The organism is Pseudomonas zhanjiangensis, assembly GCF_041027545.1.
Classification (GTDB): domain Bacteria; phylum Pseudomonadota; class Gammaproteobacteria; order Pseudomonadales; family Pseudomonadaceae; genus Aquipseudomonas; species Aquipseudomonas zhanjiangensis.
The window spans coordinates 251,835-269,200 of sequence record NZ_JBFTEG010000001.1; the positions used below are offsets into that span (position 1 = coordinate 251,835).

Consider the following 17,366-nt stretch of genomic DNA (forward strand, 5'->3'; position numbering starts at 1 on the left):
TTTTTCGCTTGTCGTCTGTCGGGTGATGGGCTGCGAGCGCTCTGGGGCGGGCTTTCTATCCCTGGCACGGCATCTGCTATAGCTCTTGTCAGCCCGCTGCCCCTGTGCGGCGGTCGCATAAGAAAGACAAGAGGTCAGCCCATGAACTGCCAATTCGTTTCAGCGAGTACCCCTCGCCGTGTCTTCTCGACTCTCCTCTTGCGCGCCAGCTCCGCTCCCGGCGCGGGCGTCTGCCGCTTTCCCCGACCCTGAACGAGCTGCCCAGCCGCTGTCGCGGACGGGCATCGTCTACAGTGAAAACACTCTGCATCAAAAGCCATAACAACGACGGAGAACCATCCATGCGATTGACCAAGCGTTTCAGCCTGTTCGCCGCTGCCGCGGCCCTGACCGCCAGCACCGCGGCGCTGGCCGCACCGACCTTCATCAACATCCTCACCGGTGGCACCAGCGGTGTGTACTACCCGATCGGGGTGGCCCTGTCGCAGGTCTACGGCAGCGGTATCGAGGGCGCCAAGACCTCGGTGCAGGCGACCAAGGCCTCGGTGGAGAACCTCAACCTGCTGCAGGCCGGTCGCGGTGAACTGGCCCTGGCCCTGGGCGATTCGGTCGCCGACGCCTGGAACGGCGTGGAAGACGCCGGCTTCAAGGTGCCGCTGAAGAAGCTGCGGGCGATTGCCGGCACCTACCCGAACTACATCCAGATCGTCGCCAGCAAGGAATCGGGCATCACCAGTCTGGCCGATCTCAAGGGCAAGCGCGTCTCGGTCGGTGCGCCCAAGTCCGGCACCGAGCTGAACGCCCGGGCGATCTTCGCCGCGGCCGGGATGAGCTACGAGGACATGGGCAAGGTCGAGTTCCTGCCCTACGCCGAGTCGGTCGAGCTGATCAAGAACCGCCAGCTGGACGCCACCCTGCAGTCCTCCGGCCTGGGCATGGCCGCCATCCGTGACCTGGCGGCGACCCTGCCGATCACCTTCGTCGCGGTCCCGGCCGAGGTCACCGCCAAGATCGGCAATGCCGCCTACCAGCCCGCTGCGATTCCGGCCGGCACCTATGACGGCCAGGACGTCGAGGTGGCGACCGTGGCCATCACCAACATCCTGGTCAGCCACGAAGGCGTGTCCGATGAGGTGGCCTACCAGATGACCAAGCTGATGTTCGACAACCTCGAGCGCCTGGGCAACGCCCACTCGGCGGCCAAGGACATCAAGCTGGAAACTGCCGCCAAGGGTCTGCCGATCCCGCTGCACCCGGGTGCCGAGCGCTTCTACAAGGAAGTCGGCGCTCTCTGAGCCCGCGTCTGCATTGGCCGGTGCACTGCGCCGGCCAATGCCCCGTACGGCCGGCCGCTCGGGCGGCGCGGCTGCCGGTCGAGGCGCTAGGAAAACCAGCGTGACCTGTACGGCAGGTTTTCTTAGCGATTCTTCCGCGTTATCGAAGTAGTAATGAGGGCAAGACCTCCATGAGCGAACACCATCAAGGCCTCTCGGCCAATCCGGGCGATTGGCCGAGGGCGCTGTTTTACGTGGCGCTGCTGTTTTCCAGTTTCCAGATCATCACCGCGGCCTTCTCTCCGGTATCGAGCCAGGTGCTGCGTGCGGTGCACGTCGGCTTTCTGTTGCTGACCGTGTACCTCAGCGTGCCGGCCCATGGCGCCCGGCGTCCCTGGCAGCCGCTGGCCTGGCTGCTGGGCCTGGCGGGGATGGCTACTGCGGCCTACCAGTGGATCTTCGAGGCCGACCTGATTCAGCGCTCCGGCGATCTGACCAGCATGGACATGCTGATCGGCGTGATGCTGATCGTGTTGGTGTTCGAGGCGGCGCGCCGGGTGATGGGCATCGCCCTGCCGCTGATCTGCGGGCTGTTCCTGGCCTACGGCCTGCTCGGTCAGTACCTGCCGGGCGACCTGGCCCACCGCGGCTACGGCTTCGACCAGATCGTCAACCAGCTGGCCTTCGGCACCGAGGGCTTCTACGGCACCCCGACCTATGTGTCGGCCACCTATATCTTCCTGTTCATCCTGTTCGGCGCCTTTCTCGAGCAGGCCGGGATGATCAAGCTGTTCACCGATTTCGCCATGGGCCTGTTCGGCCACAAGCTCGGCGGCCCGGCCAAGGTCTCGGTGGTGTCCTCGGCGCTGATGGGCACCATCACCGGCTCCGGGGTGGCCAACGTGGTCACTACCGGCCAGTTCACCATCCCGCTGATGAAACGCTTCGGCTACAAGCCGGCCTTCGCCGGCGGCGTGGAAGCCACCTCGAGCATGGGCAGCCAGATCATGCCGCCGATCATGGGGGCGGTGGCGTTCATCATGGCCGAGACCATCAACGTACCCTTCTTCGAGGTGGCCAAGGCGGCGCTGCTGCCGGCGCTGCTGTACTTCGGCTCGGTGTTCTGGATGGTTCACCTGGAAGCCAAGCGCGCCAATCTGAGCGGCCTGCCCAAGGACCAGTGCCCCGATCCCTGGGCGGCGGTCAAGGCGCGCTGGTACCTGCTGATCCCGCTGTTCATCCTGGTCTACCTGCTGTTCTCCGGGCGCACCCCGCTGTTCTCCGGGATGGTTGGCCTGGCCCTGACCGCCATCGTCATCCTCGGCTCGGCGATCATCCTGCGGGTGTCATCGACTGCCCTGCGCCTGGTGTTCTGGATCGCCCTCGGGGTGCTCTGCGCCGGCTTCTTCCAGCTCGGCATCGGCGTGGTGTTCGGCGTCGTCGGCCTGCTGGTGGTGACCTGCTGGTTCATCAAGGGCGGCCGCGAGACCCTGACCATCTGCCTGCACGCGCTGGTCGAAGGTGCCCGCCATGCGGTGCCGGTGGGCATCGCCTGTACCCTGGTCGGGGTGATCATCGGCGTGGTCTCGCTGACCGGGGTGGCCTCCACCTTCGCTGGCTACATCCTCGCCATCGGCCAGGACAACCTGTTCCTCTCGCTGGTGCTGACCATGCTCACCTGCCTGGTGCTAGGCATGGGCATCCCGACCATTCCCAACTACATCATCACCAGCTCGATCGCCGCGCCGGCCCTGCTGGAGCTGGGTGTGCCGCTGATCGTCTCGCACATGTTCGTGTTCTATTTCGGCATCATGGCCGACCTCACCCCGCCGGTGGCGCTGGCCTGCTTCGCCGCCGCGCCTATCGCCCGGGAGAAGGGGCTGAAGATCAGCCTGTGGGCGATCCGCATCGCCATCGCCGGCTTCGTGGTGCCCTTCATGGCGGTCTACCAGCCGGCCCTGATGCTGCAGAGCGACAGCGTGCTGGCGATCCTCTACATCCTGTTCAAGGCGGCCGTGGCCATCGGTCTTTGGGGCGCCGTGTTCACCGGCTTCCTCTACGCCAGGATGCCCTGGTGGGAACGCGCGCTGGGCTTCGGCGCCGGTATCAGCCTGATCCTGGCCACCCCGATGAGCGACGAGATCGGCTTCGTGCTGGTGGCGCTGTTTCTCGCTCAGCACATCTGGCGCGGCCGGCGTAATCAGGTGGCCGCCGCGTGATCGGCCTGTGCATGGGCCTGGCCGGGGCGGTGTGGGCGCAGGTGCCGACCGCCGAATTCACCCTGGCCTGGCAGCACAGCATCGAGAAGATTCGCTGGGAAGAGGATTACCGCGTCACCGCCGAGGGTTTGCTGCTCGGCGAGGCGCGGGTCAAGGGTTCGGGCGCCGGCATGGAAATACCGGACGGCGCCGAACTGCGTGAGGGCAGCTGGCATTACCAACGCCAGTTGGCACCCCTGCAACCGCTGCGTTTGGGGCGAACCCCCGAGGCAGGGGATTACCAACTGTGTTTCGACCAGCGTTGTCGCCCGATGGGCGACTGGCTCGGCCCGCCACAAGCGAGCCGGCCGGCGCTGGAACTCTGGAGCTGTGAGCTCGGCTCCCCGACGCCCCCGCCGGGCGACGGCCAGGACCCCGGCTGAGGCCGGGTCCGCTCCCGGCACCACAAGCGCCGGCTGCCCCACGAAGAGAACCCCCATGCGGCCTGGCCGCTGGGGGTTTTGTTCGTCGGGCCTGCAGTCCAGCACTGCGCGTTCGGCTATTCGATGGCGTACCTGTGCCTGAGCCGCTGCAGCTGCTCGGGATGGCTGCGCAGGAAGGCGTCGAATGCGGCGATAACCTGCGGATGCTTCTGGCTCGACAGGTAGTAGTAGTCCTCGACGGCGGCCAGGCTCGGGTCGGGCACCAGGCTGTCGGCCGGCAGGCCCGCCGCGACCAGGGCGTGGCGCGCCACCAGCGGATTGACGAAGGCGGCATCGACGCGCCCGGCCAAGGCCATCTTCAGCAACGAGTCGATGCTGTTGGTTTCGATCAGGCCCATGCGCCGGCTCTGGATGTCTTCCAGATAGGGACCGGGGGTGAAGCCGCGCAGGGTGCCGAGTACCCTGATCCGCGCCTTGCCCTGGCCGAGCCGGGCGGGTGGCACCAGCACCGCATCCGTGTAGGCCACGGTGGCGGCGCTGTAGTAGAGCAGGTGGCCGCGCTTCTGCTCGGTGCTCCATTGCGGCCGGTCCGGGTACTTGAAGTCCAGCTTGCCGGCGAGGAAGTCATTGAGCAGCCGCTTGAGCGGTAGCGCGACATAGACGAAGCGATGACCCTGACTGGTCGCGAAGGCGTCCAGCAGGTCGCGGGCGTAGCCCTGATACTGCTCGCCCTGGATGCTGTAGAACGGCGGGTAGCCCTGCAGTTCGACACCGACCCGATAGGTCTGCGCCTGCACGGCAGCGCCACCGAGCAGGCCGCCACAGAGAACCAGCGCCACTAGTGCTTTCATCGCCAGCCCCTCGCAAGACCAGGCACCCAGGGTTAACCATAGCCGCTCGCCGTGGCCCTGCCTGGTCGGGGTGTCAGAGGATCGGCGAGATCAGCCGGGCCACGCGCATGGCCAATTGCTGCAGGCGGCGCAGGTTGTCGCGGTCGGCCGGAAGCAGCTCGAGCGACTGGTTGAAATCGTCCAGCAGCATCTGCTCGACCTCGCCGGCGAAGCCGCTGTCGAAGGTGAGCAGGGTGACCTCGAAATTCAACCGGAACGAGCGATTGTCCAGGTTGGCACTGCCGATGGCGGCGACGCCCCGGTCGATCAGCATCACCTTCTGATGCAGGAAACCTGGCTGGTAACGGAAGATCCGCACCCCGGCGCGCAGCGCCTCGAAGGCATAGAGGCTGGAGGCGGCATAGACCACCCGGTGATCGGGGCGTGCCGGCAGCAGGATGCGTACATCGACGCCACGCAGCACCGCCAGGCGCAGGGCGCTGAACAGCGCCTCGTCGGGGATGAAGTAGGGGCTGGTGATCCAGACCCGCTCGCGGGCGCTGTTGATGCATTCGACGAACAGTAGCGAGCAGGTCTCCCGGGGGTCGGCCGGCCCGCTGTCGATCACCTGGCAGAGCATGCCCTCGCCGCCATAACGCTCGGGCAGCAGCAGCGGCGGCAGTTGCCGGCTGGCCCAGAACCAGTCCTCGGCGAAGGATTCCTGCAGGCAGGCGACCACCGGGCCGCGGACCTCGACGTGGGTGTCGCGCCAGGGGGCCAGCGGCGGCTTGTGGCCGAGGTACTCGTCGCCGACATTCAGGCCGCCGACGAAACCACGCTCGCCGTCGACCACGACCAGCTTGCGGTGGTTGCGAAAGTTCAGCTGGAAGCGGTTGAACAGGCCGCCCTGGGGGTTGAAGGCGTGTACCTTGACGCCACCACTGCGCAGGCGTTCGGCATAGGGGCGCGGCAGCGCGTGACTGCCGATGCCGTCATACAGCAGGTACACCTCGACCCCGGCGGCAGCGCGCTCGAGCAGCAGCTCCTGCAGGCGTCGACCGAGGGCGTCGTCGCGCACGATGAAGAATTGCAGCAGGATCGCCTGTTGCGCCTCGGCCAGGGCGGCGAATATCGCCGCGAAGGCCGCCTCGCCGTCGATCAGCAGGCACACCTGGTTGTTGGCCAGGCAGGGCATGCGTACCAGCCGCGCCAGAGCGGGTAACTGCCGGTAGGCCGGCGAGTTGCGCGCCGCCTGCGCCTCCTCGACCCAGGGCCGCCAGTTGAGGGCCGCCATGGCCTGGTGCATTTCATGGTCGGCCTGGCGCCTGGCCTTGATATAGGCATCGAAGCGACTGCGGCCGAATACCAGGTAGGGCAGCAGGGTCAGGTAGGGCATGAAGAACAGCGACAGGGCCCAGGCGATCGCGCCCTGGGCGGTGCGCACGGTGAGTACCGCATGCACGGCAGCCAGCACGCCGAGCGTGTGGATGGCGCCGATCAGGTAGGCGAACAGGTGGGGAATGCCGAAGTCCATGGGCGGTTCCTATTCGGGCCAGCGCCTCTCTCGCTGGCCAGGGGCATGGGCGCAGTCTTGCACCAGGGCGGGCCTGCTTGGCAAGCCCTCGTAGCGGACGATGGCGGTTCTTGACCAGTCGGCGACGGTTACCGCGCCGATAAGCCCTTATACCCACTGGTACTATAATCCGTGAACCGGGAGTTCTCTCCGGTTTCCATCCAGTAGGGCGGACTCGTCCTTTTAACGCACTCTAAGCGCGTCAAACGAATCAAGGAGAACTGCAGAATGGGAAAAGATCCTTCACAGGGGACGCCGCCGCCACCGGTCGTGGATAGCATCCCGGCTCCGAGCGGAGCAGCCAACCTTATCGATACCGACTACGTGATCGGCCAGGACAACATCACCGGCCGGTTTCTCTTCAACCTGGACATCCACGGTAAGGTCTTCGTCATCTCGGCGCTGTTCTCCGTGCTGTTCGTGGTCCTGACCCTGGCGCTGCAGAGCGAGGTCGAGCCGCTGTTCACCGCGGCGCGCAACTGGTTGACCAGCAACCTGGCCTGGTTCTTCATCGGTGCGGCGAACGTCTTCGTGCTGCTGTGCCTGGGCCTGATCCTGTCGCCCCTGGGCAAGGTGCGCCTGGGCGGCCAGGAGGCGACGCCGGATTACTCCTACAGCGGCTGGTTCGCCATGCTGTTCGCCGCCGGTATGGGCATCGGCCTGATGTTCTACGGGGTGGCCGAGCCCATGTCGCACTTCGGCTCGTCCATGGGTGGAACCAGTGTAGGTGAGGACGGTATTCGCACCGACTGGGCACCCCTGGGCGCTGCCGCCGGTGATGCCAAGGCTGCCGCCAGCCTGAGCATGGCCGCCACCATCTTCCATTGGGGTCTGCACCCCTGGGCGATCTACGCCATCGTCGCCCTGGCCCTGGCGTTGTTTTCCTTCAACAAGGGCCTGCCGCTGAGCATCCGCTCGATCTTCTATCCGCTGCTCGGTGAGCGGGTTTGGGGTTGGCCGGGCCATCTGATCGATATCCTCGCCGTGCTCGCCACCCTGTTCGGCCTGGCCACCTCGCTGGGCTTCGGCGCCGAGCAGGCGGCTGCCGGTATCGAATACCTGTTCGGTATCACCGCCAACGACACCAGCAAGGTGCTGCTGATCACCGGCATTACCGCGATTGCCCTGATGTCGGTGATGGCCGGCCTGGACAAGGGGGTCAAGCGCCTGTCCGAGATCAACATGGTGCTGGCGCTGTTGCTGCTGCTGTTCATCATTATCGCGGGCCCGACCCTGGCGATCGTCACCGGCTTCTTCAGCAACCTGGGCAGCTACCTGGTCAACCTGCCGGCGCTGTCCAACCCGATCGGCCGCGAAGATGCCAACTTCAGCCAGGGCTGGACCGCCTTCTACTGGGCCTGGTGGATCAGCTGGTCGCCGTTCGTCGGCATGTTCATCGCCCGGGTCAGCCGCGGCCGCACCGTGCGCGAGTTCCTCATCGCCGTGTTGCTGGTGCCGTCGCTGGTGTCGGTGTTGTGGATGACCGCGTTCGGTGGCACCGCCCTCGGCCAGTTCGTCAACGATGGCTTCACCGGGGTGCAGGATGCGGCGCTGGAGCTGAAGTTGTTCGCCATGCTCGGTGAACTGCCGCTGACCGAAATCAGTTCCTTTGTCGGTATCGTGCTGGTGGTGGTGTTCTTCGTCACCTCGTCCGACTCCGGCTCCCTGGTGATCGATACCATCACCGCCGGTGGCAAGGTCAACGCGCCTGTGCCGCAGCGCGCCTTCTGGGCGATCCTGGAAGGTGTCGTGGCCATCGCCCTGCTGCTCGGCGGTGGCCTGGTCGCCTTGCAGGCCATGGCCGTGTCTGCCGGCTTCCCCTTCACCATAGTGCTGCTGGTCGGCTGTATCTCCATCGTCAAGGGCCTGATGAGCGAGCCGCGCTAGCGGCCATCAGGCAGCCGGGTGGGCGGGCGCTGGCCGCCTGATTCACCCGCTGGTTGCCCGCTGACTTGAACAAGGCGCGATCCTCAGGGTCGCGCCTTTTTCTTTTTCAGCGGTCGTCCTCCGCCGTGCCGGCCGGCGAGCGGAAGGGGGAGGGCGGATAGATCCACAGAGGACATGCTCGCGGATCGGATTCGGGCTTCGAGAATTGTGCAGGGTGTATGAAGCCCTTTTCATCCACCGCGTCGTGGCTGCCTGGGTAAAGCGCCATCCAGCCTGCGCGGCCCTAGACCTTGCAGCCGAACAGCGGGTCTGCCCTCAGTTCCACAGATCGCCCACCGCCGTGGTGGCCGGATAGTGCGTGGCGGCCTGTGCCTGCAGCAGTTCCGCGGTGGCCAGGGCATCGGTCAGGGCGTGGTGGGCCTGGTACAGCGGCAGGCCGTAGCGCAGGCGGCTGTCGGCCAGGCGGATCGATACCGAAGGCTTGCCGAGCAGTTGGCGCAGCCAGCCGGGGCGGCGCTTGCGCGGGTGCAGCCGAGCTTCCAGTTGCATGGTGTCGATCACCGGGAACTGCAGCCCCTCGCCGAGCAGATGGCGTACGGCCTGATCGAGAAAACCACGCTCGATGTTGCGGTAGTGCACCACCATGACCCGGCCGGCCATGGCCGTCAGCAGCTCGCCGAGCACGGCGTCCAGGCGCGGTGCTGTTTGAATGGCCGAGTGGGTGATGTGATGGAAGGTGACCGACTGGCTGCTCAGTTCGCACAAGGGTTTGACCACCCAGTAACTGGCTTCGCGGCAGCGAATGCGGCGCAGGTCGAAGGGCACCAGGCCGAGGCTGACGATCGAGTCGTTGCGGCTGTCCAGCCCGGTGGTTTCCACATCCAGGGCCAACAATGGCACCTGTTCCAGGGGGGTGTCGGCGCTGACCGTGCCGGCCTGGTAGAAGCGTGCCAGACGCGGATCACGGGCCGTCTGCGCCAGCCGGGCGAAGATCGCCGGCCAGTCGGGGGCTGCCGAGTTACTGTTGCGGCTCATAGGGGACGGTTTTGCAGCAGTCCCGGGTAGCGGAAGCGCAGAAATTTCTGCGCATTGCTCAACACCTGGAAGGCCGACTTGAGGTTATGCCGTTCGCTGGCGGAGACCTTTTCCGGCTCGATGTAGTTATCCGGTTCGCGCCCCTCCAGCAGGTCCATGGCCTGATGGCGAATGCGCACGATGGACAGGAACTCCAGGGCATGGCGCAGCTGGGTGATGGCTTCCTCGGTGAGCAGCTTGGTGGCGGCGATGGCGTCGAGGCGCTCCAGGGAATTCTGCGCCTTGGAGCCGGCGGCCAGGGCATGCACGCGGATCAGGTCGGTCAGCGGCGCGGTGCCACGGCCTTTCAGGTTGATGATGTTGTTCTGCTGACCATCTTTCTCCATCACGAAGGTGCGGAAGAAGCCCAGCGGTGGCGTGCGGTTCAGTGCATTGCGCGCCAGGCTGGCGAGAAACTGTGGGTTCTGGCTGGCCTTCTGCGCCACCAGGTCCTTGAGGCTCTCGACCAGTTCGGCCTCGCCGTAGACGCTGTCCAGGTCGAAGAAGATGCAGGCGTTGAGCAGGGTTTCCGGATTGGGCTGCTCGATCCACTGGGTGAAATAGCTCTTCCACACCCGCAGTGGCTGGCGCCACTTGGGATTGCTGGCCATGATCCCGCCCTTGCAGTAGCTGAAACCGCAGGCCGCCAGGCCGTCGCTGACGAAGGTGGCCAGCTTGAGGAAGTAGTCGTCATGCACCCGCGGATCGAAGCGGTTGTCCAGGACCAGGGCGTTGTCCTGGTCGGTGACGATCAGCTGCTCGTCGCGGGCCATCGAGCCCAGGGCCATGAAGCAGTAGGGCACCGGCGGCGGGCCCAGTTCGGCCTCGGCCAGCTCCAGCAGGCGCTGGGTCAGGCTGCGGCCGATGCCCGACATGGCGCTGCCGATCATGTGCGCGGTGGCCTGCTCGTTGACCATGCGCATGAAGGTGGCGCGCAGGTCCGGCAACAGGGCTTGCAACTCGGCCACCGACTGCTTGTTGAAGATGCTGTTGACCAGATACAGGCTGCTCTGCGACTCGTACTTGATGATGTCCGACAGGTTGATCACCCCGATCGGGCGCTGGCGGTGCACCACCGGCAGGTGGTGAATGTTGTGCCGGAGCATGCACAGCATGGCCTCGAACACCGAGTCGTCGGCCTGGATGGTGATCGGGTTGGGCGACATCACCTGGTCGACCGGGGTGTCCAGGGCCAGGCCCTCGGCCAGCACTCGGGTGCGCAGATCGCGGTCGGTGGTGATGCCGGCCATGAGCTGGCCCGGGGAGGTTCCGCCGGCAGAGGGCGCACCGAGGATCACCAGGGACGAGACGCTGTGCTCGGTCATCACCCGCGCCGCATCCTGCACCGAGGTGCCCAGCGGCACACTGACGGTGCGCCGGGTGATCAGCTTGCGCACCTTGATCTTCATCAGCTCGCTGGCGTTGCCCTGGGACTCCTCCACCGACTTCAGCCGCGACTGGCCTTCGGCCTCGACGAAGTCGGCGAAGGCTTCATGGGCCTCGCACAGCTGCTCGAACAGCTGGCCGGGGATGAAGTAGATCAGGCTGTCCTCGATCGCCCGCGCCGGCAGCCGCACCTTCTTGCCGCGCAGCAGGCCGAACTGGCCGAACACGTCGCCCTCGGTCAGGCGGTTATACAGCTCGCCGTTGCGCCGGTAGATTTCCACCGCGCCGCTGCGAATGTAGTGCAGGTCCTGGATCGGCTCGCCATAGTGGAGGATGTCGCTGCCGGCCTTGAAATAACCGACCTCGACGCGCTGGGCGATTTCGTCGAGGGTGTCGTCCGGTAGTCCGTCGAAGGGGGCGAAGCGACTCAGGTGGTCGCGTATTTCGATCAACTCGACCTGCATTTTGGTCTCCTGGCGGGAGCGTATGCCTGGCATTGAACCATACCCGGGCAGTGCCTGCAGTGGCCGCGACGGCGACGCGAACGCCTGGGTCGTTGCCAGGCAGCCGGGTGTCGGTTGCGGGCGGCCGGCGCCCCGCCCAGGCCGGCGCAGCTCGCGAATCTAGCGCTTGTTGCTCGCCTTCAGCTTGGCCAGCAGGACCTCGCTCTTGATGCGCTGCTCTTCGTCGCTGAGTTGCGGGTTCTCCAGCACGCTGTCGATCTCCTCGATCAACGCCGTCTGCCGGCGAACCCGTTGGTCCAGCCGGTTGAGCCGGCGCTGGTTGCGCCAGAGCCAGACACCCAGGGCGGCGGTGGCCAGCAGTACGATCAGCAAGGCGATCAGGGTGCTGCTCATGAATGCTCCTTGGGGTTGGGCGAGTGGCGCTGGCCGGCGCCAGGAGCGCCGACTGCAGCAGCGCCATGCTACCCGGGTTGTCCGGATTCATGAACGACTCTGGCACATGTCGCTGGCGGCGCTGCCCGGCGACGCCGCTGGATGCCAGTTCCACTGACTCCGGGCCACGGCATCGTGCGCATGCAGGCTCTCGCGGTGCACCACCTCCAGGCTGAAGGCGCTCAGCCCGAGCAGCCTGAGCAGGGCGTCGTGCAGCCGGCGCGCCGCATCCTCGCAGAACATCGGGTTCTGTCCGTTGGCCAGGGCAAAGGCCTGCTCGTCGGCGCGCTTGACCGCCGTCTGCACGGCGGTGCCCAGGGCCTGTTCGGCAGCGTCGATGACTGCCAGTAGCGGCAGATCCTCGGCCCGCTCGGCCAGGCGCACCTGCAAGGTGGCCTCGCTACGCTGGCTATGGGGCGTGGCGACTATGCCTTGGGTAGAACCGAGCCAGTCCAGCAGTCGGGCATGGTTCAGGGGCTGGTCGGCGAAGTCCTGGGTGAAGCGCTGCTGGATCAGCTGGCGGGCCAGCGCGGCGGAGCAGGGACAGGTCGAGGAATACTCCAGCCGTACCTGCAGTTCCACGTGAAACCCCCATGGATCCTGGCGTGCCCGCACCTCGAAGGGGTAGGACTTCCAGCCTGCCAGCGGGCTGATCAGCGCCGGTCGGCTCAGCAGTGCCTCGCCGCGCAGGGCGACATAGGCCTGGCGCGACAACCCATGGTGGCTGTCGAGGAAGCGAGCCAGCAGCTGCTTCAGCAGGTCTGGTTCGAGCGCTGCGTCCTGCACCTGCTGCAGCGTCAGGTACAGTCGCGACATGTGGATGCCGCGCACGTCGCCGCGGTCGAGACTGACCCCGGCGTCGGCCAGCGCCTTGAGGCGTTGGCCGGCGAGTTGCAGCGGCAGGGCAATGCCCTGCATGCCGACCCAGTCCAGGGGCTGCTGTTGCTGGGTAGTTTGGGCGGCAATGTCCGGCAGGTTGGTGCTGTTCATCGAAGGTCCTGGTCAAAAGCGTGTTATTGTTATGTTATAACAAATAACTTATGCGTCGGGCGACTGTGTCGTCGGCGCGATCCGGCTCAACCAATGGAGACCCGCCTACATGGCCAACCCCCTTCCCGTCACCGTGCTGTCCGGCTTTCTCGGCGCCGGCAAGAGCACCCTGCTCAACCACATCCTGAGGAACCGCGAAGGCCGCAAGGTGGCGGTGATCATCAACGATATGAGCGAGATCAACATCGATGGCAGCGAGGTGCAGCGCGACGTCAGCCTCAACCGCGCCGAAGAAAAGCTCGTCGAGATGAGTAACGGCTGCATCTGCTGCACCCTGCGCGAGGATCTGCTCGAAGAGGTCGGCCGCCTGGCCCGTGACGGCCGTTTCGACTATTTGCTGATCGAGTCCACCGGCATCTCCGAGCCGCTGCCGGTGGCCGAAACCTTCACCTTCCGCGACGAGCAGGGCCAGAGCCTGAGCGACCTGGCGCGCCTGGACTGCATGGTGACCGTGGTCGACGGGGTCAACTTCCTGCGCGATTTCCATGAGGCCGAGAGCCTGGCCAGCCGCGGCGAAACCCTCGGCGAAGAGGATGAACGTTCGATCACCGACCTGCTGATCGAGCAGGTGGAATTCGCCGATGTGCTGTTGATCAGTAAGATCGACCTGATCGGCCAGGCCGAGCGCGAGGAACTAATCGCCATCCTCCGTGGCCTCAACAGCCACGCCGAGATTCTGCCCATGGCCATGGGCGCCGTGCCGCTGAGCAAGATCCTCGATACCGGCCGCTTCGACTTCGACCGCGCCGCCCAGGCACCGGGTTGGCTCAGGGAGCTGCGCGGCGAGCACCTGCCGGAAACCGAGGAGTACGGCATCGCCTCCACCGCTTACCGGGCGCGGCGGCCGTTCCATCCCGAACGGTTCTTCAATTTCATCAACCGAGAATGGAGCAATGGTCGGCTGCTGCGCTCGAAGGGCTACTTCTGGCTGGCCAGCAAGTACCGCGAGGCCGGCAGCTGGTCCCAGGCCGGCGGCCTGATGCGTCATGGCCTTGCCGGACGCTGGTGGCGTTTCGTGGCCAAGGCCGAGTGGCCACAGGACGAGGAAAGCCGGCAGGTGATCATGCGCCAATGGCAGGCCGAGGTCGGCGACTGTCGCCAGGAACTGGTGTTTATCGGTCAGCACATCGACTTCGAGCGGCTGACCGCCGAGCTGGATGCCTGTCTGCTCGACGATACCGAGATGGCCCAGGGCCCCGAGGCCTGGGCGGCCTTGCCCGATCCGTTCGGGCCCTGGCTCGAGGAGGTCGCGACCTGAGGCGCTAGTAAGCCATCCACACGCCCTTGCTCTGCCGTTCGCAGAAGGGCTTGAGGAAGGCGCTGTCGCTGGCCACGCCGTAGTAGTGGATGTCCTGCTGGTAGGGCGTGCCGGCGACCCGGGCATTGCGGCAGACGCCGAAGGCACCGATTGGGCACTGCTCGACGAAGGTCACCTCGACCTTCTGGCCCTTGAGCTGCGGCTGGCAGAAGCCGCTGCGGAACAGGTTGGGCGGGATGCTGCGGTTCTGCTGGCAGACCTTGACGTCCAGGCGCTCGGCCTGGCTGTGGACCACACAAGCCTCGCCCCAGGCCAGGGAAGACAGGGCGCAGAGCGCCAGCAGCGCGAAACGACGCATCGAGTGACCTCCAAGTGACGGTGCCGGCGACTCTAGCACGGCGCCTTTAATCAGTCTGCGCTGCCGTTCGAGGCTTCACCTGGCTCGCGCAAAGCCGCACCATAGGGCGATGTTGACCCATATCCCCACCCACCTGATCGCCGGTCCCCTGGGCGCCGGCAAGACCAGCCTGATCCGCGACCTGCTGGCCCAGCGCCCGGCCGGCGAGCGCTGGGCGGTGCTGCTCAACGAGTTCGGCCAGATCGGCCTGGACGCGGCCCTGCTCAGCACCGACGACGATGGCGTCGCCCTGGGCGAGGTGGCCGGTGGTTGCCTGTGCTGCGTCAACGGCGTGCCCTTCCAGGTCGGCCTGGGTCGGCTGCTGCGCAAGGCCAGGCCTGATCGCCTGCTGATCGAGCCCTCCGGCCTGGGCCACCCGCTGCAGCTGCTGACGCAACTGGGCGAGCCGCCCTGGGCCGGGGTGCTGGCCGTGCAGCCGGCGGTGCTGGTGCTGGATGCCGCCGCCCTGGCCGTAGGCCAGGCACTGCCCGAGAGCCAGCAGGCGGCCCTGGCCAGCGCCGGGCTGTTGCTGCTGAACAAGGCCGAGCAGCTGGATGACGCCGGCAAGGCCGCGGTCCAGGCGCGGCTGCCGCAACGGCCGCTGCACTGGACCCGCCAGGGCGCCTTGCCGTTGGCACTGCTGCCCGGCTACCGGGTCCAGGCCGGCGCCGCGCCGGACCTGGCGCACCTGCCGATCGGCAGCGCCCCCCTGGCGTCGCTGTGGCGCTCGCCGGGCGAGCCGATCTGCCAGGTGCAGGAGCAGGCCGAGGGCTGGAGCATCGGCTGGCGCTGGCACCCGAGCCAGCGTTTCGACGCCCAGCGGGTGCAGCAGTGGCTGGGCGGGTTGTCCTGGCGGCGGGCCAAGCTGGTGCTGCACACCGAGACCGGCTGGCTGTCGGCCAACGCCCTGGGTGGCCAGTCCAGCGCTGGCTCGGCCCTGTCCTGGCAGGCCAGCGCCTGGCGCCGTGACTCGCGCCTGGAGCTGATCTTCGCCGAGGCGCAGGACGCCGAGGCGCTACGTCAGGGCATGGCGGCCTGCCGCCTGGACTGAGCGGCGCTGAACCAACACCGGCCTGCTGCGCCCGCGATCTTCACCCGCGCTGAGCCCGGCGCGGCGCTGACGAGCGGTCGGCGCGGCAGTACACTGGGCGACCCGATCGACAGCGAGTTCGTGCATGCACCTCGAATCCTGGTCCTATGCCTGTTCCGCCGGCTTCACCCTGCGCGGCTGGCACTCGCACCCCAGCGGCAAGCCGCTGCTGCATTTCCTGCACGGCAATGGCTACTGCGGGCGGGTCTACGAGCCGATGCTGGAGGGCCTGGCCGAGGACTTCGACCTCTGGTTGTGCGACGTCCAGGGCCATGGCGACAGCGACCACGGCGGCCGCTTCCATGGCTGGAACCGCAGCGCCGAGCTGGCCCTGGAGGCCTTCGCCCAGGGCCGTGGCCGGTTCGGCGCGGTGCCGCTGCATGCGGTCGGCCACAGTTTCGGCGGGGTGCTGACCAGCCTGATGCTGGCCCAGCAGCCGGGGCTGTTCCAGCGCGCGGTGCTGCTCGACCCGGTGCTGTTCACCCCGGCGATGATCGGGGTGATGGCGCTGTCCGACGTGGTCGGCCTGGCCCGGCGCAATACCCTGGCGAGCAAGGCGCGCAAGCGCCGTCGGCAATGGCCCGACCGCCTCGCCGCCCATGCCGCCCTGCACGGCCGGGGCATGTTCCGCGGTTGGAGCGAGGCGGCGTTCGAGGCCTATCTCAACCACGCCCTGCGCGACACCGACACCGGCGTCGAGCTCAAGTGCCGGCCCAGCCGTGAGGCGGACATCTTCGCCTCCTTCCCCAAGCGCCTGTGGCCGTCGCTGGCCAAGGTGGTCACCCCGACCCAGGTGATCTACGGCCAGCGCAGCTACCCCTTCGTGGCCAAGTCGGTGGCGCGCTGGAGCGCCGGCAACCCCCACGTGCATACGCAGGTGGTCGCCGGCGGGCACTGTTTCATGCAGGAGCAGCCCGAGGACAGCGCCGAGCGGGTACGCGCCTTCCTCCTGCCGCAGTTCGCTTGAAGCGACGCCGCGCTCAGTCGCGCGGCGGACGATGCTCGCGGCGCCAGCGCTGCAGTTCGATCACCTGGGGGTGGTCGACGACCGGCGGCGCCTTGAACGGATGCGGCGCCAATTCGATACGCCCGAGCTGGTTGCCGAACATGACGATGGAGCCCGCATGGCGCTGCTCGCCGGTGACGGTGAACTCGAAGCCGTAGACCCGGGCCAGACGCTTGCGCCCGCGGGCATCGGCCAGCAAGGCGATCTTGCGCAGGGCGACATTGCCGTCGAGCAGTTCGACATCGGCCTTGGCGCAGTGCTGCTTGACCAGCTCCAGGGCGCGCTCGCGCAGGCCGTGGGCGTGCCACAGCCAGGCGCCGGCGGTGGCCAGCAGCATCAGGACGAAGATATTGCCAAGGGTCAGCATCGCGGGTTCCAGATGGCCTAGGACGGCCCGCCGCACCTGGCGGCGAGCCCTGGGCGCATTCTGCCAGCCCGGCTGCGGACTGTCTCGTCTCTGGCCTCAGCCGTCGTGCTTGAGGTCGCGGTAGCGCTGCTCCAGTTCCTGGCGAATCGCCCGGCGCTGCTGGCCCTGGGTAAAGCGCCGGCGCTCCTCGGCGCTCTGCGGCTGGCGCGGCGGCACGGCGATCGGCTTGCCCTGGTCGTCCACCGCGACCATGGTGAAGAAGCAGCTGTTGGTATGGCGCACCGAGCGCTGGCGGATATTTTCCGTGACCACCTTGATGCCGATCTCCATGGAGCTGCGGCCGGTGTAGTTGACCGAGGCGAGGAAGGTCACCAGCTCGCCGACGTGGATCGGCTCGCGGAAGGTCACCTGGTCCACCGACAGGGTCACCACGTAGCAGCCGGCGTAGCGGCTGGCGCAGGCATAGGCGACCTCGTCGAGGTACTTGAGCAGGGTGCCGCCGTGGACGTTGCCGGAGAAGTTGGCCATATCCGGGGTCATCAACACGGTCATCGACAGTTGGGCGTTTCCGGCTTCCATGGGGGCACTCTTCGCAATTGAGGTGGTAGCGGCGCCCTGTCCGGGCGCCCCGTCTATT

Annotated in this window: 16 protein-coding genes; 7 read left to right on the forward strand and 9 right to left on the reverse strand. The window is 66.8% G+C overall.

Annotation, left to right across the window (positions count from 1 at the left end; genetic code table 11):
- Nucleotides 1-341: 341 nt before the first annotated feature.
- The 3 genes from AB5S05_RS01155 (at nucleotide 342) to AB5S05_RS01165 (ending at nucleotide 3,915) form a co-directional block, all read left to right on the forward strand.
- Nucleotides 342-1,295 carry a TAXI family TRAP transporter solute-binding subunit gene (locus tag AB5S05_RS01155; RefSeq protein ID WP_369285571.1) on the forward strand — a complete coding sequence of 318 codons (954 nt, stop codon included), beginning with the start codon at nucleotides 342-344 and terminating at the stop codon, nucleotides 1,293-1,295.
- 170 nt (nucleotides 1,296-1,465) lie between these two features.
- A complete protein-coding gene (locus AB5S05_RS01160) occupies nucleotides 1,466-3,493 on the forward strand; it encodes a TRAP transporter permease (RefSeq protein WP_369285572.1) in 2,028 nt (675 codons plus the stop codon).
- Nucleotides 3,490-3,915, forward strand: a complete 426-nt coding sequence (locus AB5S05_RS01165; protein ID WP_369285573.1) for a DUF1850 domain-containing protein — start codon at nucleotides 3,490-3,492, stop codon at nucleotides 3,913-3,915. Before AB5S05_RS01160 ends, AB5S05_RS01165 begins: the two co-directional genes overlap by 4 nt.
- A 116-nt stretch (nucleotides 3,916-4,031) precedes the next feature.
- Here AB5S05_RS01165 and AB5S05_RS01170 read toward each other — a convergent pair whose 3' ends face one another.
- A complete protein-coding gene (locus AB5S05_RS01170; RefSeq protein ID WP_369285574.1) occupies nucleotides 4,032-4,766 on the reverse strand; it encodes a substrate-binding periplasmic protein in 735 nt (244 codons plus the stop codon).
- A 73-nt stretch (nucleotides 4,767-4,839) separates the two neighbouring features.
- Nucleotides 4,840-6,279: a cardiolipin synthase gene (cls, locus tag AB5S05_RS01175; RefSeq protein ID WP_369285575.1), complete on the reverse strand. Its 1,440-nt coding sequence runs from the start codon at nucleotides 6,277-6,279 to the stop codon at nucleotides 4,840-4,842.
- Between the two features lie 267 nt (nucleotides 6,280-6,546).
- Between cls and AB5S05_RS01180 the strand changes: the two genes are divergently transcribed.
- Nucleotides 6,547-8,205, forward strand: coding sequence for a BCCT family transporter (locus AB5S05_RS01180; protein ID WP_369285576.1), 1,659 nt, complete (start codon nucleotides 6,547-6,549; stop codon nucleotides 8,203-8,205).
- A 315-nt stretch (nucleotides 8,206-8,520) separates the two neighbouring features.
- Here the strand turns inward: AB5S05_RS01180 and AB5S05_RS01185 are convergent, their stop codons facing one another.
- From AB5S05_RS01185 to folE2, 4 genes are all read right to left on the reverse strand, one after another.
- The gene (locus tag AB5S05_RS01185) at nucleotides 8,521-9,240 is read right to left on the reverse strand and encodes a 3'-5' exonuclease (RefSeq protein ID WP_369285577.1); all 720 of its coding nucleotides are present in this window, start codon (nucleotides 9,238-9,240) and stop codon (nucleotides 8,521-8,523) included.
- Nucleotides 9,237-11,129, reverse strand: coding sequence for a DUF294 nucleotidyltransferase-like domain-containing protein (locus tag AB5S05_RS01190; RefSeq protein WP_369285578.1), 1,893 nt, complete (start codon nucleotides 11,127-11,129; stop codon nucleotides 9,237-9,239). Before AB5S05_RS01190 ends, AB5S05_RS01185 begins: the two co-directional genes overlap by 4 nt.
- 159 nt (nucleotides 11,130-11,288) lie before the next feature.
- Complete coding sequence (locus AB5S05_RS01195) at nucleotides 11,289-11,522, reverse strand: hypothetical protein (RefSeq protein ID WP_369285579.1); 234 nt, start codon at nucleotides 11,520-11,522, stop codon at nucleotides 11,289-11,291.
- 87 nt (nucleotides 11,523-11,609) lie between these two features.
- Entirely contained in the window at nucleotides 11,610-12,551 is a 942-nt protein-coding gene (gene folE2 / locus AB5S05_RS01200) for a GTP cyclohydrolase FolE2 (protein ID WP_369285580.1), read from the reverse strand.
- A gap of 109 nt (nucleotides 12,552-12,660) precedes the next feature.
- On the opposite strand from folE2, the gene zigA reads away from it, so the two are divergent.
- Nucleotides 12,661-13,869 carry a zinc metallochaperone GTPase ZigA gene (gene zigA / locus AB5S05_RS01205; RefSeq protein WP_369285581.1) on the forward strand — a complete coding sequence of 403 codons (1,209 nt, stop codon included), beginning with the start codon at nucleotides 12,661-12,663 and terminating at the stop codon, nucleotides 13,867-13,869.
- A gap of 4 nt (nucleotides 13,870-13,873) precedes the next feature.
- Here the strand turns inward: zigA and AB5S05_RS01210 are convergent, their stop codons facing one another.
- Nucleotides 13,874-14,227 (reverse strand): NADH:ubiquinone oxidoreductase, encoded by a 354-nt coding sequence (locus AB5S05_RS01210; protein WP_369285582.1) that lies wholly within the window; start codon nucleotides 14,225-14,227, stop codon nucleotides 13,874-13,876.
- 109 nt (nucleotides 14,228-14,336) lie between these two features.
- Between AB5S05_RS01210 and AB5S05_RS01215 the strand changes: the two genes are divergently transcribed.
- Both AB5S05_RS01215 and AB5S05_RS01220 read left to right on the forward strand, forming a co-directional pair.
- Complete coding sequence (locus AB5S05_RS01215; protein WP_369285583.1) at nucleotides 14,337-15,317, forward strand: CobW family GTP-binding protein; 981 nt, start codon at nucleotides 14,337-14,339, stop codon at nucleotides 15,315-15,317.
- Between the two features lie 124 nt (nucleotides 15,318-15,441).
- Entirely contained in the window at nucleotides 15,442-16,323 is an 882-nt protein-coding gene (locus AB5S05_RS01220; protein ID WP_369285584.1) for an alpha/beta fold hydrolase, read from the forward strand.
- 13 nt (nucleotides 16,324-16,336) lie between these two features.
- On the opposite strand, the gene AB5S05_RS01225 is transcribed toward AB5S05_RS01220, so the two are convergent.
- Nucleotides 16,337-16,729 (reverse strand): DUF3301 domain-containing protein, encoded by a 393-nt coding sequence (locus AB5S05_RS01225; protein ID WP_369285585.1) that lies wholly within the window; start codon nucleotides 16,727-16,729, stop codon nucleotides 16,337-16,339.
- A gap of 96 nt (nucleotides 16,730-16,825) precedes the next feature.
- Nucleotides 16,826-17,308, reverse strand: a complete 483-nt coding sequence (locus AB5S05_RS01230; protein WP_369285586.1) for an acyl-CoA thioesterase — start codon at nucleotides 17,306-17,308, stop codon at nucleotides 16,826-16,828.
- Between the last annotated feature and the right edge of the window lie 58 nt (nucleotides 17,309-17,366).

What these genes read in the sequence shown, in the direction of transcription:
- AB5S05_RS01160 (WP_369285572.1), top strand. Translation starts at nt 1,466, where the DNA reads ATGAGCGAACACCATCAAGGCCTCTCGGCCAATCCGGGCGATTGGCCG.
- AB5S05_RS01220 (WP_369285584.1), top strand. Translation starts at nt 15,442, where the DNA reads ATGCACCTCGAATCCTGGTCCTATGCCTGTTCCGCCGGCTTCACCCTG.
- AB5S05_RS01215 (WP_369285583.1), top strand. Translation starts at nt 14,337, where the DNA reads ATGTTGACCCATATCCCCACCCACCTGATCGCCGGTCCCCTGGGCGCC.
- zigA (WP_369285581.1), top strand. Translation starts at nt 12,661, where the DNA reads ATGGCCAACCCCCTTCCCGTCACCGTGCTGTCCGGCTTTCTCGGCGCC.
- AB5S05_RS01170 (WP_369285574.1), bottom strand. Translation starts at nt 4,766, where the DNA reads ATGAAAGCACTAGTGGCGCTGGTTCTCTGTGGCGGCCTGCTCGGTGGC.
- folE2 (WP_369285580.1), bottom strand. Translation starts at nt 12,551, where the DNA reads ATGAACAGCACCAACCTGCCGGACATTGCCGCCCAAACTACCCAGCAA.
- AB5S05_RS01195 (WP_369285579.1), bottom strand. Translation starts at nt 11,522, where the DNA reads ATGAGCAGCACCCTGATCGCCTTGCTGATCGTACTGCTGGCCACCGCC.
- AB5S05_RS01180 (WP_369285576.1), top strand. Translation starts at nt 6,547, where the DNA reads ATGGGAAAAGATCCTTCACAGGGGACGCCGCCGCCACCGGTCGTGGAT.
- AB5S05_RS01225 (WP_369285585.1), bottom strand. Translation starts at nt 16,729, where the DNA reads ATGCTGACCCTTGGCAATATCTTCGTCCTGATGCTGCTGGCCACCGCC.
- AB5S05_RS01185 (WP_369285577.1), bottom strand. Translation starts at nt 9,240, where the DNA reads ATGAGCCGCAACAGTAACTCGGCAGCCCCCGACTGGCCGGCGATCTTC.
- AB5S05_RS01155 (WP_369285571.1), top strand. Translation starts at nt 342, where the DNA reads ATGCGATTGACCAAGCGTTTCAGCCTGTTCGCCGCTGCCGCGGCCCTG.
- AB5S05_RS01190 (WP_369285578.1), bottom strand. Translation starts at nt 11,129, where the DNA reads ATGCAGGTCGAGTTGATCGAAATACGCGACCACCTGAGTCGCTTCGCC.
- AB5S05_RS01210 (WP_369285582.1), bottom strand. Translation starts at nt 14,227, where the DNA reads ATGCGTCGTTTCGCGCTGCTGGCGCTCTGCGCCCTGTCTTCCCTGGCC.
- AB5S05_RS01230 (WP_369285586.1), bottom strand. Translation starts at nt 17,308, where the DNA reads ATGGAAGCCGGAAACGCCCAACTGTCGATGACCGTGTTGATGACCCCG.
- cls (WP_369285575.1), bottom strand. Translation starts at nt 6,279, where the DNA reads ATGGACTTCGGCATTCCCCACCTGTTCGCCTACCTGATCGGCGCCATC.